The following is a 15,375-nucleotide window of genomic DNA, read 5'->3' as shown; positions in this document are numbered from 1 at the left end:
TATTTAAGTTTATGAATATAAAGCAGCTTTTTCAGGTTTCATGCCTTTCTCTGGCTGTCAGCAACGTTTCTGCAGGTGAATTAGCAGATATCTACCAACTCGCTTTGGCAAATGATCCACAGTTAAAAGCAGCACAAGCTTCATTTAACGCTGGCAAAGAGATCGAAATCCAAAATCGTTCCAGCTTGTTGCCTAATGTTAACTTAAGCGCCAACACCACAACATTTGATTCCGATACGGCTAATTATAATAACCATGGCTATACTCTATCCCTTAGCCAACCGGTATTTAATGCAGCGGCTTGGTTTACCTTCAAACAGGGCCAAGTGATCTCAGAACAAGCCGCACTACAGTTTGAACTGGAACAGCAAACACTGATCAACCGTACTGTAGAAGCTTACCTTGGTGTGCTAAGGGCGAAAAGCGACCTACAAACATCTGAAGCTCAAGAACGCGCAATTAAACGCCGCTTGGATCAAGTTAATGCTCAATATGATGTCGGCCTGATCGCAAATACCGACGTACAAGAAGCGCAGGCTTCATACGACAATGCTCGAGTAGCCCGTATTGCCGCAGAAGGTGATTTAGAAAATAGTTACGAAGCCTTGGAGCGCCTAACAGGCCAAGGGTTTGATACAGTAGGTCAATTATCTGAAGAGTACCCAATTGAAGAACCCGTTCCTGTGCAAGCCCAACCTTGGTTAGAAAAAGCTTGGCAAGGAAACTTGGCACTTCAACTTGCAGATCGTTCATCTGAAGCTGCACGCCAAGCTGCTAAAGCAGGCCGTGCAGGTCACTACCCAACTCTAAGCCTAACAGCCAATTACGATTACGATAACGGAACGGCTTTCAGTGATGAGAGTACTGATACCTCTTCTATCGGTTTATCGCTATCCGTACCAATCTATTCCGGCGGTTCAGTGAGTTCACGCAGTCGAGAACTGGAACAGCGCTTAATAGAAAATCAGTTTAACCGTGAAGACACCCTTCGCGAAGTGACTCAAACGACTCGAAGCCTATTACGTAATTTACGTACCGGCGCTTTAAGCGTTCAAGCGCTGAACCAGAGTATTAAATCTAGCCAAACCGCTTTAGAAGCTACTGAAGAAGGTTACAAAGTAGGTACGCGTAATGTGGTTGATGTACTTCAAGCGGAGCAGCAGCTTTATGCAGCGCAACGCGATTACGCCAATGCCCGTTTCGACTTTGTACAGAACCTCATCACCTTCAAGCAACAACTAGGCACACTTAACCCTGAAGATATAAATGAGCTCGACAGCTGGCTTAATTAATCAGCTATAACAATAACGGGTGCTAAAGCACCCGTTATTCGTTAAGGGCCTGTATGGGTAAATGAATATTTAATCTATTCATTATTTATAGATATAGTTAGTTATATTCATCAAAAAGCTGCTATCTAATTAAAGCGCATCTAACTTAATCCGATTTGTATCTAGGATTACCGTTTCTCAAAGGAGCTTGTTTTGAAACAGATCATTTTAGCCACTCTTCTAACTGCTTTGGCTGCCACTTCACTGACCGCAAATGCCAACGAGAAACCTTTACCTGCCGTATTAGTACACAAGGTACAGACATCGGATTTAACCCCCACCTTTAAACTGGTTGGCCGTATTGAGGCAACACAGCGGGTTAACCTATTGGCACGTGTATCTGGCTTTCTAGAAGATCGCCTATTTACTGAAGGTCGTGATGTTCAAGCCGATCAAGTGTTGTTTAAAGTAGAAAAAGCAAACTATGAAATCGCTCTGAAACAAGCAGAAGCCGATCTAGCCTCTGCAAGAGCTGGATTGAAAAATGCGCAAACCAATCTCAATCGCGTAAGCCAGCTACGCAAACGCAAAGCAGCTTCGCAATCTCAAGTCGATCAGGCGGTAGCAGACCGAGATCAATCCCGCGCACAAGTTTTAAAAGCAGAAGCCGGATTAAAGAAAGCAGAACTCAACCTTAGTTATACCGAGATTAAAGCTCCGTTTAGTGGTCGTATCGGTAAAGCAAATTTTTCTGTAGGCGATTTGATCAGCCCTGAAAGCGGCGTATTAGCTACAGTGGTAAAAATCGATGAGGTCTATGTCGAAATGGCAGTGAGTGAAAAGCTGATGCTAGACGCGCGCCGTAAAGGGATAGATTTAGATAACCCTCCCGTTGCACCTCGTTTGATTTTGTCCGATGGCAGTGTGTATGAAGAACAAGGTCGGTTCGATTTTATCTCCCCCGAAGTAGACCCGAACACCGATACAATCACGCTCCGCGCTAGTTTCGAAAACCCTAAATACCTGTTGTTACCAGGCGAATTTGTACACGTTGAAATTAAGAGGAAACAACCGGAAATAGGCATTCAAATCCCGCAATCTGCCGTTCAACGTGATCGTGATGGCTACTTTGTACTTGAGGTTAATCAGCAGAATAAAGTGACGGTTACCCGGGTAAAAATGGGACCTCAAGTCGAAGGTAAATGGCAAGTTCTCGAAGGTCTAGATCAAGGTGATCTGATCATCACTGAAGGGCTGCAAAAGGTTAAACCGGGCATTCAAGTTAATGCGGTAGCGGAGTAAACCATGTTCTCGATTTTCTTTATCAATCGGCCTAAGTTTGCTCTGGTCATATCCATTGTGTTGATGATTGCCGGTGGATTGGCGATCTACGGTCTACCCGTAGCTCAGTTCCCAGATATCACACCACCAAAAGTACAGGTCAAAGCTAAATACCCAGGCGCCAATGCCGAAGTGGTTGAACAAGCCGTGGCTACGCCTATCGAGGCTCAAGTCAACGGTGTAGACAATATGCTGTACATGTCCTCTACATCAGCTAACGACGGTAGCTATTCTTTAGATATCACGTTCGCAGTCGGTACTGATCCTGATCAAGCAGCCATCAATGTACAAAACCGTGTGGCTTTAGCCGAAGCGTCTTTACCGCAAGAAGTTGTTCGCCAAGGCGTAACAACTAAGAAACAAGCAACTAACATGCTATTGGTGATTAACCTATATTCACCTGAAAATACGTACGACGAACTATTTTTAAGTAACTACGCAACGCTATATGTACAAGATGCTTTGGCGCGAATTAATGGTGTAGGCTCTGCCTCCCAGTTCAGCCCAATGGATTACGGTATGCGAGTTTGGTTAGACCCTAACCGCCTAAAAGCGCTAGGGCTTTCACCTAAAGACGTAAGCAACGCTATCTCTCAACAAAACATCCAAGCATCTGTAGGTATTATTGGCCAACCACCGCTTACACAAAACCAACAGTTCCAATACAACCTACGCGCTAAAGGCCGCTTAGAATCAGTAGAAGAGTTTGAGAACATCATCCTTCGCACGGGTGACAACGGCGCTTCTGTTCGTCTACGCGACGTGGCAAGAGTAGAACTAGGTTCACAAAGCTACAGCGCCTCTTCCATTATGAATGGCAACCCAGCAGCGACCGTAGCTATCTATCAAAGCCCAGGTGCAAACGCACTGGAGGTTGCTGATAATGTATACGCTGAACTAGAGCGTCTAAGTGAGCGTTTTCCTGATGATATGGAATATGCAATTCTGTATGACACCACGCTGTCAGTAAAAGCGTCACTTCAAGAAGTAGTCGAGACTCTATTTATTACCTTTGGTTTGGTAGTACTGGTTACCTTCCTATTTCTTGCAGATTGGCGCGCTACTCTGATTCCATCAGCCACCATTCCAGTTTCATTGATCGCAACTTTTGCTGTGCTTTCGGTACTCGGCTTTAGCATCAACACCATCTCTCTATTTGCCCTAATCTTGGCAATCGGCATTGTGGTAGATGATGCAATCGTTGTCGTTGAAAACGTCAAACGTCATATGCAAGAAGGCTTGTCAGCCAAAGAAGCAACCACTATCTCGATGAAAGAAGTTATCGGACCAGTGATCGCGACAACCCTAGTACTGCTAGCTGTATTTGTCCCTGTAGCCTTCATGCCAGGTATTACCGGTAAATTGTATACCGAGTTTGCGGTTACTATCTCTGTAGCAGTTTGCTTCTCATCACTAAATGCCCTGACGCTCTCCCCTGCGCTTTGCTCACTTCTTCTAAAACCAGCTACTGAACCGACTGGAGTATTTAAAAAATTCGATCAGTTAATCGACTGGACTCGTCGAGGCTATGTAAAGAAAGTTAACTTCCTAAATAAACGTTTACTGTTAAGCATGGGGCTGATGGCTGCTATGGGAGGTGGTGTTTACCACATGTTCAGCACCACGCCCACGGGCTTCCTTCCTTATGAAGATAACGGCGCCTTCTTTGTTAACGTCCAACTTCCTGATGGTGCGTCACTCAACCGTACAGACGAAATAGTCGCGCAGATCGACAAAATACTTGAAGAGCAACCGGGCGTAGAAAACCGTATCGGCATTAAAGGCTTTAGTATCTTAGGTGGCGCAGCACCAAACGCGGCACTGGCGATTCCTGTGTTATCCCATTGGGATGAGCGTACTGCGCCCGAAATGGTGTGGTACAAAATTCTAAGAGAGCTCAATCAGAAGTTAGCGGCGATTCCAGGTGCCAATATTATGGCCTTCCCTACCCCACCGATTCCAGGTTTGGGTAATGCGGCTGGTCTAGAAGCAATCCTGTTGGATCTTAAAAATGGATCGCCTCAGGAACTTGCTCGCGCGACGAATTCACTCATCTTTGCAGCAAACCAGAAGGCTGAGTTTGACCGTGTTTACTCCACCTATTCTGCCAATGTTCCGCAATTAGAATTAGTAGTAGATAGAGACAAAGCGCTCTCCTTAGGTGTTTCAATGAGTGACCTGTTTGGGACGTTACAATCTCAACTTGGGACTCAGTATGTTAATGATTTTAATATCTTCGGCCGCAACTACCGCGTTATGCTGCAAGCGGATTCTGAATTTAGAGACAACATCGACGATCTAAACAGCTTAAATGTTAAGAGCAATCAAGGCCATTTAGTTCCAATCAGCGCACTTGTAGAAGTAAAACCGGTTCTTGGTCCGCAATCATTAACTCGTTATAATCAATCACGCTCTGCAGCTATAACAGCCACACTTGCTCCAAGTATAGCGACGGGAGACGCCATCTTGCTCATGGAACAGCTCGCTAAAGACACTTTGCCCGATGGTTATGTCCTTGAATGGACAGGTAGTACCCAACAGGAACAAGAAGCGGGCGGCTTTGTCATTATTATCATATCGCTGGCTATTCTATTCGCTTACCTATTCCTCGTTGCACAATATGAAAGCTGGACCATTCCTGTAGCAGTCATGTTATCTATTACTGTCGCAATTTTAGGCGCGATTCTTCCTCTTTGGCTGATCCCGGGTTTAACCAACAACCTATATGCTCAAATAGGTATGGTTATGCTAATTGGCCTTGCTAGTAAATCAGCCATTCTAATTGTGGAATTTGCTAAGCAATTGCGAGAAGAAGGCAAAGGTATTATCGAGGCAGCCAATGAAGCGGCAAACCTACGTTATCGTGCTGTATTGATGACCGCTTTTTCTTTCATCCTAGGTGTAATGCCTTTGCTAACAGCTTCTGGCGCAGGTGCTGCTAGTCGTATATCAATAGGTTTTGTTGTGTTTGGCGGTATGCTTCTAGCGACAGTGATCGGCATATTCTTTATTCCAGCCCTATTCGTAGCAATGCAGACCCTACGTGAAAAAGTTAAAGGAAAATCTACATCAGACAATGTCCAACCAGGAGATTCTGCATGATTAAATTTTTAATCGCGGGCTTTGCGGCACTGCTTCTAGCCGGCTGCCAATCCAAGCCGACAATGCCTAAAGGTGCTCTAGTCTGCGAAGAACCTAGACCTCAAATGTGCACGATGGATTACACACCTGCTTGCGGTCATCACACGGATGGCACAGTTAAAACCTATTCCAACAGCTGTTCTGCTTGTGCTAGAACTGTGGTCAGCTTTGTTGTAGCTGGTGAATGTAAGAAATAAGAAAAATTTTATTGGGTGAGGAAGCCCCGCTTACTCACCCAAGCTCTTTTTTCACACCCAAATCCCGAACAAATTAAAATCAACTAGACTGTTAGATGTTATTCACCATATAACTGGCGAAAAGACATGGAACAGCAGGGATCAGGCTTTAGATTCTTTTTCTATCTGATTGGCTTCAGCGCTATTTTTCTAGCGTTTATCTATACCTCCGTTTTTTCCTACCAACAATATGCCAATTTACGCGCTGATTTAACCACTGCCAGCAACAACAACGACATTCAGCTACGTGCTGCTATGGCTATGCGGGCTGCAGTTCGAGAAAGAGCAATTTTTCTCTGGCAAATGACCTTGCTTGAAACCCCAGAAGACCGCAAACAGTTATTTAATACGTTTTATAGTCAGGGTAGTGAATATCACAAATCGCGTTTAACTCTTTTAAACACTGAGCTAGATCACCCTGAACAAAGTATTCTTGCCAAGCTAGATAAACAAGCTGCAAATAGAACTCCGGAATTACGAACATTCTCAGAGCTACTGACAGATAATCGTGTTCAAGATTTTCGTTTAGAACTAAGCAAAGTACTAAAAGACAAAACCACTATTGCAGGTTTTCTGGATCAATTTATCACATTGCAACAAGTGCAGAATGAAGATATTTGGCAAGACTCTGCTCACAAAATGGAAGGACTACTGTCTGAACTGATCACAAGGATGGTACTGATAATATCGGGAGGCTTTTTGTTTGCCGTCTATGTCATGGTTACGGCCTCGAAGCAGAACAAAATGATTAGAATAGCCAATCAAGAGCTTCGCCATTTAGCCTGTCATGACAACCTAACCGGCCTCCCCAATCGACGTTTTCTACTTCACCAACTTGATATTGTTCTCGCCGCAGCAAAACGTAAGCAACATAAGGTAGCCATCATCTTTATTGATCTTGATGACTTTAAACCGATCAACGACACCTATGGTCATGACGCAGGAGATTTGTGTCTTCAAGACGTTTCAAACAGAATATCCAAAGTGATCAGGGGCTCGGATATGTTGGGCCGATTAGGTGGCGATGAGTTTTTACTTATATTGTCAGAAATAGAATCCTCCACACAAGCCATCGCCGTAATTCAAAAGATACTAGGAATTATTAGTGAAGACTTTCCCATAGGAGAAAGCACTACAAACCTATCTGCCAGCATAGGTTTATATATCTACTCTTTAGAGGATATAAATGCAGAAGAAGCTATTACCTTAGCTGACAAAGCAATGTACCAAGCCAAAAAGATGGGTAAAAATCAGTTTTATATTATTTAATAATCAACATACCCCCTAACGAAAGAATGAGCACTTCTGATCTATATTGATACCCCCCTCAGAACTGCTAAAATTGCGGCCCTGATTCTTAAGGTGCTCATCATGTCTGATATTTCTTCACTATCTCAACTTCTTCGCCAGAGTGGCGGTCAAGTCCGTTTTTTCGATATGGGCCGTCGTGTACAAAAACTCTCGACAGAACAATTTGAAAAGATAGAGAATCAACAAACACCTTACCCCTATCCATATTTACAGCACGCATGGATAGCATTGATGATCTGGAACCCTAAGAATAAAGAGCAAGGTGCGGCTTGGTTTCTAAAACTGCCTTTAGATGAACAAGGCTTTTTAATTCAAGCAGTCCGCGATGACCTACTTAGCCGCTTACTTAAGAATGCAGGTGGCATCCTTCAGCATGAAAAAACAGGTGAGATGCCAGAGGATGCTTTGAAAGATAACCCCTTCTCATTTAAGCCTGATCAGGAAAAAATGGCACTATTCCATGCCTATTCAACGCTGGCATCAAGTGAACCTGCTTCACAATACTATGAACATGCAGAACAGTATTTTTCGGGGCAAATCGGTTTTGATAACTGGCAATCCCTAGGGTATCAAGGTATTGCTGATCTGGTTGTTCGCCATGAAAAAAGTAATAACAGCAAGCGGTTAGCAAAAGCGATCCCGCTACTACCGGATGTGCCTTTCGAAGTACTGTGTACCTGCGTGGAAAGCATTGAACCTGATCACCAACTGTTTGAAGCACTAAGTTTACGTGCGGAACAAACTTTAGATCGTGGAACAGCGAGCGCCAATCACATCGCAGCCATTACTCGCGGCATCTCAAATGCACGTAATACGCCTAGAAAACAAGAGATCATCAATAAGATTCTTAAAAGCGATTATGCTTTAGAAGCGGAAGTAATCGTTTCAATAGCAACGCGTTGCCACGAAACGCTACAGGAGCCAGCTACACTTCACTTATTTTTAGAAAAGCTGGCCATTGGTAAAGCAGGCCAAGCAGGCTTCTCTCGCGTATTGTCTGATCTGATGTTTATGCCTGCACTACGTGCACTTATCTTAATGCAATTCCGTAACGAAGACCGTAGCGAAGCCCTAAGCCAAGCCATTGGCGAAATGTTCGGTTCTAACTTTAAGTAATCTTTACACGGCTGAAATTTTCTGCATGAGCCAAAGACGTTTCAGCCATTTTACCTTCCGGTAGTTTCTCCTTATTTTTCATAAAGCTACCAACAAATCGTCCAGCATAAACTGATTTTCTATCTATACTAAACCTACGAATATGTTTGACGAATATCTTTGACGAATAACGAAGGCATTCTGATGAATGTTCGCTAAAGTGATGTTGGATACGCAAAATAACCTATAACTTGGCCCATTGAGCTTTATAGTCGTATTGGTTAGATACTAAAAAGTATTGTTTGCCTCAGTTCTAACACTTTAATATTTCTAAAATTATTCTTATAAACGTATAATTAGTATGGGTATTAGGCAGATCCGTTTTCGAAGCTTGTCCCTATAGCGCCCCGGTAGTGAGAGAAGATTAGTATTCATGGAAACATCTAGTTTTACAGGTCTAATTAACAACGTTGCTTTACTGCTTGCAATGGGGATCGTTTACGATTCACTTGGTCTGCAAAACATTCGGCATCGCTTACTTCGTGACAGCGTTTCTGGTGTATTAGTTGGGCTGCTTGCTATGGCAGTCATGCTAACCCCTTGGGAATTAGAACCAGGCGTATTTTTTGATGCTCGCTGGGTGTTAATTAGCTTATGTGGCCTTTTCTTTGGAATCGTCCCGACCTGTATAGCTGTAGTCATGGCTGTCAGTCTACGTATTTTTCAGGGAGGAGCAGGCATTTATGTCGGCTCAGCCGTTATTATTTTTTCAGCCGCTGTAGGATTATCTTGGCGTTATCTAAGTGATAAATACCAACAACCTCTCAATTGGTGGCGCTTGTACCTCTTAGGCTTATTGGTACAAGTCGTTGTACTCGGTCTCATCCTATTTATGCCTGCCGAATTGCGTTTCAAAATAATTGCTGCGATTGCACCCACTATTCTAACGTTCTACCCGATCGGTACGATGTTACTTGGGCTTATTCTTCGCAGGCAACAAGATCGACGAAAAGCAGAACGGGAGGTGCTCATTAGCCGTCAAAAGCTCAATCGAGAACGAGGTCTACTAAAAGGCCTAATTGACGCGTTACCCGACCATATTTTTATAAAGGATACACAAGGTAAATACCTTGGCTGTAATACCGCCTTCCAAGATTTCACGGGTAAAAGCGAAGACGAAATTACGGGTCGGACTGACTATGAGCTATTTTTAGAGGCTCAAGCAGTTAAAAATAAACAAGAAGAAAAAGATGTTATCGAACAACTAAGTTCAAATAACCAAGAACAATGGAGTGACAATCAATCAGGAGAACCAATTCTATTAAACACACTCAAAATGCCCTTTTGGGATACGGATGGCAAACTGCAAGGTCTGGTTGGTATAAGCCGCGACATAACCGAAGAACGCAAGGCCCAAGAACATATATTGACCCTCTCTCAAGCCATAGAACAGAGCCCTGTCTCTGTTGTGATTACTTCTCTTGATGGCGAAATTGAGTACGTTAACTCAACCTTTGAGAATGTCACGGGTTACAAAAAAGAAGAGATTCTTGGTCAAAATTCTAGAATTCTAAAGTCTGGCCGCACACCAATCGGTCGCTATGCAGAGTTATGGCAACATCTTATTCAAGGTAAAGCATGGCGTGGAGAATTCCAAAACCAACGAAAAAACGGAGAAATTTTCTGGGAACAAGCCCATATTGCCCCAGTCTATGATGCTGAAGGTAAAACTAAACATTATCTGGCCGTTAAACAGGACATCACGCAACAAAAAGCTCAAGAAGAAAAGATTCTTCATCAAGCGCACTTTGATAGTTTGACCAACCTACCTAATCGTTTCTTATCCTTGAACCGTCTGGAAACCATGCTCTTAGAAGCAAGAAGAAAGAAGCACTCCGTCGCTGTTCTTTTTCTTGATATGGATGACTTCAAAAAAGTCAATGACACCCTAGGACACGCCACTGGTGATAAGATTCTTATTGAAGCAGCCAAACGATTAGAACAATCGGTCAGAGAAACTGACACCGTTGGCCGTTTGGGTGGCGATGAATTTATTGTATTACTTAATCATTTAGAAAGTGCTGAACAAGCTCAACCTATAGCTCAAAATCTAGTTTCCCAATTCCGCAAAGCACTAAATGTGGATGGCCGAGAGATCATGCTGACCATGAGTGTCGGGATCTCGGTTTACCCGAGTGACGGAACTGATCCTGCAGAACTGCTACGTAATGCCGATTCGGCAATGTATCACTCTAAAGCTCAAGGTCGTAATAGCTACCACTATTTCACAGAAGAGATGAACATTGGTGCAGAACGCCGATTATTGTTGGAAGAGCAGCTACACAATGCCCTTGAGCGTAAACAACTGCATGTTCTTTATCAGCCGGTGATCGACCTTAAAACACAAAACATCGTTGGCGCAGAGGCATTATTACGTTGGAACTCTCCAACATTAGGAAATATACCACCTTCTGAATTTATTCCCGTTGCCGAAAACACCGGTTTAATCGTAAACATCGGTAAGTTTGTACTTAAGGAAGCGATGCATCAGAGCAGTCACTGGATCAAAACATTGCTGCCGCAATTCCATATTGCTATCAACCTATCACCGCGTCAGTTTAGAGACCCTCAATTGATCGACTACATCACGGAACAGATGACAACACATCAAATTCTCGGCTCTAACCTAGAGCTAGAAATTACCGAAGGTGTATTAATGGCACAACACGCGGATATTGATGAAGCGATTGCAAAACTCAATGAGCAAGGCGTCAGCATATCTATGGATGATTTCGGTACTGGATATTCCTCCCTCAGTTATTTGAGAAGTTATCCATTTGACACCCTCAAAATCGATCGTAGTTTTATCAGTGATATCTCTGTCGACCCTGCCGATTTAGAGCTAGTTTACGCCACCATCGATATGGCTCACGGCCTTGGTTTAAAAGTTATTGCGGAAGGGGTAGAAACTCAAGAGCAGATGAATTTACTACAGAATAAACAATGCGATATGGCCCAAGGTTACTATTTTAGTAAACCCGTCACACCCGATGTCTTTGAAACCATGCTAACTAAACAAGTTAAACAGCCTTGTAGTTAGCCATTATTCAGCAGGCTGCAATCTTGCCTGCGTCTGCTGAAAAATCTTTCCCACGAGCACAATCATAATCGAGCCAATCAAAACTGGTGTTACTAGAAAGGCCCACCCCTGACTGGATAACATAATTAAGATTGGATTAGCACCCGCCGGCGGATGTGTTGTTTTACTCAACAACATAGCACTCACACCAAGTCCTGTCGCAATGGCCAGAGTTAGCGGATTCACTTCAAGAAACTGGCTAAAGAAAATGCCGATAAAGGCAGTAATCAAATGTCCTAAAATCACATTTTTCGGCTGGGCCAAAGGGCTATGCGGCACCCCAAATACCAGCACAGCAGTTGCCCCAAAAGGCGCCATTAAAAACGCAATGTCTTTAAATGATGTTTCCAGCAGGGCTAACAAACCTATAGCAACAGAAGCGCCAAATCCGGCAACGATGGATGTAGTGATCTGCTTCATATTAACCTCAATAAAAAGTGAAATTTTTCAGCAAAGAAGTGACTGACTTTTTCAGTCACCTCCCCTTTACGAGTACCGATAAATAGAGCCTATAGGGTCGGCTCCATTTCAACCTTGTGGCGATTAAGAAGAAATTTGTTGGAAACGTGATCGACAGAAAGTACACCACCTCCGTAGATAATAATTTGCGCAAGCACGAGTCCCCAGATGTAATGTAGATACAGTGCTGCTGGTGCAATTTCTACCAAACTAATCACAGCAACTACATTCACAAAAAATAAACCCACAGCAGAAAAGCGTGTCAAAATACCAGTGACTAGCAAAATCGGTAAAATCAGCTCGCCTAAAGTGCCCAAATAAGCCGCTAGTTCAAAAGGTAAAAATGGCACCTGATACTCCTCTTCAAATAGAAATAACGTTGTATCCCAATCCTGAATTTTGGTCAGACCGGCATTAAAGAACACCTGCGCTACATAGAAGCGAGCAATTAACGATACAAGATCATGAGTTTTAGCCAATTTACCTTCCCCAGCTAAATAACCTTTATAAAACTTACTAACAATAGAAATCATCTCTCAAACCTCTCAAAAACCTTTAATAACTGAATCTCGATTTACTTGATGGCAACCAACCATTGCTGGCTTATCGCCTGTTCAATCCAGCTAACAAAATCAATCTCTTGGTGCTTACCTAATAAACGCTCAACACTCATGCCTGCCAGAACATCTTTAAACCACGCATATTCTTGAACCGTTAGCGTTTTAAGACGTGCGTGATAATCCTGTTGAAATACCATTGAATAATGAGGAGCCGAATTTCCCACCAGCAAGCGATAAAGCTCACCTTCATCGACCTCACCGCCCTCTGGTACCTGATGTAAATTCCATAATTCATACACAGGAAAATGGCTTTCCATGACCTGTAAAGTCGGCGATAGATGAAGTGAGACAGCGTCCAAATCACTTTCAGTTAAACTAGAAAGTGTCTCCACTTCTAAGTGAGTAACCTTTCCTCTCGCGGCCTGATATACAAACCACTCTAAACGGGCGACCTCCGACAGATAGGCATGATCATCAGCCAGAGGACTTTCTGAGATGAGCGCGGGCAACATCACACCCCAATCCGCCCAATCCCCTGTATTAGGTAACTCTTTTTTAAGTAACTGATCGGTAAAAGCGATAATCGTCTCATTACCCACCATTTTCTCCAGTACTGGATACTTCAAGGAGATCGCTCTTGCCGCAGTCATCAGGAGATTATTCTGATAAATTTTTAACCCCTGACTTATTCGGTCAGTCGCTGTATCACTTTCATCTTTCGAAAAAATTAACATCATCAATGCTGCTTGACGACGAACGAGCAATGTAGAATCAGACAGCATAAGAGAGCCTCCCAGTGTCATAGTGAACTTCCGTGGAGATAGATCTCGCTTTTGTAGCTTGATCAAGCAGTGTGCTCCAAGAAGGCAAATTATTATCCCATTCGATTAGGGTGGTAACTGCACCAAACAAGGCAACCGCATCGCGATAGAGCAACCAACATTCAGGTGATACTAGCTGACTGTGATCATCAATGATCAATTCACCCTCTTTCACTTTGGTGAAACCTGCCAGATGGATCTCGCCCACAGCATTAGCAGGGATTTCTCGTAACCACTTTCGGGCTACAGTTAATGGCTTTTGATCACTAAAATTGCGCGCATTTACTAGCAAATTGTTGAGATCCACCAATAAGCCACATCCCGTTTTATCTACCAGTTGAGATAGAAACTCGGTTTCACTCATATCAGAAAAGTTGAATTCCACATAAGCAGATAAGTTCTCAACTAAAATCTGACGCCCTAATAACTGCTGGACCTGATTCACGTTATCAACCATTACCTGCAAGCTCTGTTGCGTAAACTCAAGAGGTAGAAGATCCCCAGCATGCACAGATTTTCCATTGATATTGCTCCAAGTGAAGCAAGCGTGGTCGGAGATCAATATGGGGTTAATCTGCTGTGACAGTTGCTTTAAACGTTGCAGATAATCTCCGTTAATACCCACGGCTGAACCTAAGCCCATGGAAGTCGAATGCAGACTGATTGGATATTGAAGGGCTATATCACTCAACAACTCAGGTAGCATTCCACCTTCGGCAAAAAAGTTCTCCGCATGTATCTCCACAAAATCAATGGAAGATGTCCCTAGTAACGCCTCCTTATAGTGAGGGTGACGCAACCCGACTCCAATCTTTGATAAACCTCGTTCATCGCTATTATTAGCTGTGCTTAAACTGGACATCTTCTCTCTCCTGATTAAACCTTATGAGTTCTGCTGAGCTTCCTGATAACGCTTCTTAGCTTCAGCTTTCAGTAGCCCACCCATATCTTTACAAGTACCTTTAGCGACTAACTTCCACTCACCTGGGTCGTTATCCACTTTGGATTGGCCCGCACAAGAGTGTGTACCTGCCAAGTTGCCACAATCGTTCTGTCCAGCTAGTGCAACTCCGTAGCATTTCTCTTTACCGCCGGCATGAGCTGCAGGCACAGTGGCGATAGAAGTCAGAGCAACGGCTAAGGCTGCTGTAGCAATTCGTTGTTTATTATCCATTTCACTTCTCCAGTTCTTTCTGAATTGATAAATGCTGTGCAACCCACTCATCAAGTTGCTTTAATGGCATCGATCCCACCTGCTGATCCAACGCCTTATCTTTTGCCAAGAGTACTAACGTGGGAACCGCTCTAATCGTGAATTTCGCAGCTAACTCCTGCTGCTGATCTACATCCACTTTTAAAACTTTAAGTTCACCGGCATATCGCTCTGCCAAACTATTAATCACAGGAATCATCTGCTGGCAGGGACCGCACCATTTAGCGCTGAACCAGATCAGCGCTAAAGGTTGCGAGTACTCATGTCCATTTTCTGAAAACGTAAGTCTCGACTCAGGCATAAGAATTAGTCTTCAGCGTTCGCTGCAGCTACAGACAGATCTTCAATACCCGCCCAAATACGGTCTGCAGTTTTTAGGTTGCCAGGTACATCTGTAAGCCATTTTTTCTGAACATCTTTGTTCAAGTTCAGGTACAGCTTGCCGTTTTCGATGTGGAACGCTTGTGGATCAACATCTAACTTTTTGTTTAGCGCAACACCCATTGCGCAGTAACCACCATATTGAGGCGCGTATTTGTCAGCATTGGCGTTAAATAGGTCACGGTTTTTAGCACTTGCGAAACGGTAAATTGCCCCATCATGCGTAGCGGTAAATTTTGCAGAGCCTTCAACCGCTTTATCGTTAGTGAAGTAAGCAACAGGGTCATAACCATGAATAGCAACATCGTTAGTGCCAATATTTACAGAGGCCGCAAAGCTCATGCTGCTTAGAAGAAGTGCGCCGGCTGCTGTTGCTAATTTCAAAGTCTTTGTAAATTTCATTTCTT

The 15,375-nt window shown here is 43.5% G+C and carries 14 protein-coding genes; 7 read left to right on the top strand and 7 right to left on the bottom strand.

What is annotated here, in order from left to right; all coding sequences use genetic code 11:
• Positions 1 to 11: 11 nt before the first annotated feature.
• The 7 genes from ACMXYX_RS07835 to ACMXYX_RS07805 all read left to right on the top strand — a co-directional run bounded on the left by ACMXYX_RS07835 (position 12) and on the right by ACMXYX_RS07805 (position 11,495).
• Positions 12 to 1,292 (top strand): TolC family outer membrane protein, encoded by a 1,281-nt coding sequence (locus tag ACMXYX_RS07835; protein WP_415906773.1) that lies wholly within the window; start codon positions 12 to 14, stop codon positions 1,290 to 1,292.
• Between the two features lie 192 nt (positions 1,293 to 1,484).
• Positions 1,485 to 2,573, top strand: coding sequence for an efflux RND transporter periplasmic adaptor subunit (locus ACMXYX_RS07830; protein ID WP_415906772.1), 1,089 nt, complete (start codon positions 1,485 to 1,487; stop codon positions 2,571 to 2,573).
• A 3-nt stretch (positions 2,574 to 2,576) separates the two neighbouring features.
• A complete protein-coding gene (locus ACMXYX_RS07825; protein WP_415906771.1) occupies positions 2,577 to 5,714 on the top strand; it encodes an efflux RND transporter permease subunit in 3,138 nt (1,045 codons plus the stop codon).
• Positions 5,711 to 5,950 (top strand): hypothetical protein, encoded by a 240-nt coding sequence (locus tag ACMXYX_RS07820; protein ID WP_415906770.1) that lies wholly within the window; start codon positions 5,711 to 5,713, stop codon positions 5,948 to 5,950. Before ACMXYX_RS07825 ends, ACMXYX_RS07820 begins: the two co-directional genes overlap by 4 nt.
• 126 nt (positions 5,951 to 6,076) lie before the next feature.
• Entirely contained in the window at positions 6,077 to 7,258 is a 1,182-nt protein-coding gene (locus ACMXYX_RS07815) for a diguanylate cyclase domain-containing protein (protein WP_415906769.1), read from the top strand.
• A 102-nt stretch (positions 7,259 to 7,360) separates the two neighbouring features.
• Positions 7,361 to 8,416 (top strand): DUF3549 family protein, encoded by a 1,056-nt coding sequence (locus ACMXYX_RS07810; protein WP_415898145.1) that lies wholly within the window; start codon positions 7,361 to 7,363, stop codon positions 8,414 to 8,416.
• A gap of 412 nt (positions 8,417 to 8,828) precedes the next feature.
• On the top strand, positions 8,829 to 11,495 hold the full coding sequence (locus ACMXYX_RS07805; protein ID WP_415906768.1) for an EAL domain-containing protein: 2,667 nt from the start codon (positions 8,829 to 8,831) through the stop codon (positions 11,493 to 11,495).
• Between the two features lie 3 nt (positions 11,496 to 11,498).
• Here ACMXYX_RS07805 and ACMXYX_RS07800 read toward each other — a convergent pair whose 3' ends face one another.
• The 7 genes from ACMXYX_RS07800 to ACMXYX_RS07770 all read right to left on the bottom strand — a co-directional run bounded on the left by ACMXYX_RS07800 (position 11,499) and on the right by ACMXYX_RS07770 (position 15,370).
• A complete protein-coding gene (locus tag ACMXYX_RS07800; protein ID WP_415906767.1) occupies positions 11,499 to 11,954 on the bottom strand; it encodes an HPP family protein in 456 nt (151 codons plus the stop codon).
• A gap of 89 nt (positions 11,955 to 12,043) precedes the next feature.
• Positions 12,044 to 12,526 (bottom strand): DoxX family protein, encoded by a 483-nt coding sequence (locus ACMXYX_RS07795; protein WP_415906766.1) that lies wholly within the window; start codon positions 12,524 to 12,526, stop codon positions 12,044 to 12,046.
• Between the two features lie 41 nt (positions 12,527 to 12,567).
• A complete protein-coding gene (locus ACMXYX_RS07790; protein WP_415906765.1) occupies positions 12,568 to 13,335 on the bottom strand; it encodes a putative DNA-binding domain-containing protein in 768 nt (255 codons plus the stop codon).
• Positions 13,325 to 14,236 (bottom strand): DUF692 domain-containing protein, encoded by a 912-nt coding sequence (locus ACMXYX_RS07785; RefSeq protein ID WP_415906764.1) that lies wholly within the window; start codon positions 14,234 to 14,236, stop codon positions 13,325 to 13,327. Before ACMXYX_RS07785 ends, ACMXYX_RS07790 begins: the two co-directional genes overlap by 11 nt.
• Positions 14,237 to 14,257: 21 nt before the next feature.
• Positions 14,258 to 14,548 (bottom strand): DUF2282 domain-containing protein, encoded by a 291-nt coding sequence (locus tag ACMXYX_RS07780; protein WP_415881950.1) that lies wholly within the window; start codon positions 14,546 to 14,548, stop codon positions 14,258 to 14,260.
• Position 14,549: 1 nt separating this feature from the next.
• A complete protein-coding gene (locus ACMXYX_RS07775) occupies positions 14,550 to 14,888 on the bottom strand; it encodes a thioredoxin family protein (RefSeq protein WP_415881951.1) in 339 nt (112 codons plus the stop codon).
• Positions 14,889 to 14,893: 5 nt separating this feature from the next.
• The gene (locus ACMXYX_RS07770; protein WP_415881952.1) at positions 14,894 to 15,370 is read right to left on the bottom strand and encodes a YHS domain-containing (seleno)protein; all 477 of its coding nucleotides are present in this window, start codon (positions 15,368 to 15,370) and stop codon (positions 14,894 to 14,896) included.
• Positions 15,371 to 15,375: the final 5 nt, after the last annotated feature.

Source organism: Neptuniibacter sp. QD72_48, assembly GCF_047778065.1.
GTDB lineage: Bacteria > Pseudomonadota > Gammaproteobacteria > Pseudomonadales > Balneatricaceae > Neptuniibacter.
This window is presented reverse-complemented; position numbering and strand designations above follow the sequence as displayed.

What these genes read in the sequence shown, in the direction of transcription:
- ACMXYX_RS07835 (WP_415906773.1), top strand. Translation starts at nt 12, where the DNA reads ATGAATATAAAGCAGCTTTTTCAGGTTTCATGCCTTTCTCTGGCTGTC.
- ACMXYX_RS07825 (WP_415906771.1), top strand. Translation starts at nt 2,577, where the DNA reads ATGTTCTCGATTTTCTTTATCAATCGGCCTAAGTTTGCTCTGGTCATA.
- ACMXYX_RS07820 (WP_415906770.1), top strand. Translation starts at nt 5,711, where the DNA reads ATGATTAAATTTTTAATCGCGGGCTTTGCGGCACTGCTTCTAGCCGGC.
- ACMXYX_RS07815 (WP_415906769.1), top strand. Translation starts at nt 6,077, where the DNA reads ATGGAACAGCAGGGATCAGGCTTTAGATTCTTTTTCTATCTGATTGGC.
- ACMXYX_RS07810 (WP_415898145.1), top strand. Translation starts at nt 7,361, where the DNA reads ATGTCTGATATTTCTTCACTATCTCAACTTCTTCGCCAGAGTGGCGGT.
- ACMXYX_RS07805 (WP_415906768.1), top strand. Translation starts at nt 8,829, where the DNA reads ATGGAAACATCTAGTTTTACAGGTCTAATTAACAACGTTGCTTTACTG.
- ACMXYX_RS07800 (WP_415906767.1), bottom strand. Translation starts at nt 11,954, where the DNA reads ATGAAGCAGATCACTACATCCATCGTTGCCGGATTTGGCGCTTCTGTT.
- ACMXYX_RS07795 (WP_415906766.1), bottom strand. Translation starts at nt 12,526, where the DNA reads ATGATTTCTATTGTTAGTAAGTTTTATAAAGGTTATTTAGCTGGGGAA.
- ACMXYX_RS07790 (WP_415906765.1), bottom strand. Translation starts at nt 13,335, where the DNA reads ATGCTGTCTGATTCTACATTGCTCGTTCGTCGTCAAGCAGCATTGATG.
- ACMXYX_RS07785 (WP_415906764.1), bottom strand. Translation starts at nt 14,236, where the DNA reads ATGTCCAGTTTAAGCACAGCTAATAATAGCGATGAACGAGGTTTATCA.
- ACMXYX_RS07780 (WP_415881950.1), bottom strand. Translation starts at nt 14,548, where the DNA reads ATGGATAATAAACAACGAATTGCTACAGCAGCCTTAGCCGTTGCTCTG.
- ACMXYX_RS07775 (WP_415881951.1), bottom strand. Translation starts at nt 14,888, where the DNA reads ATGCCTGAGTCGAGACTTACGTTTTCAGAAAATGGACATGAGTACTCG.
- ACMXYX_RS07770 (WP_415881952.1), bottom strand. Translation starts at nt 15,370, where the DNA reads ATGAAATTTACAAAGACTTTGAAATTAGCAACAGCAGCCGGCGCACTT.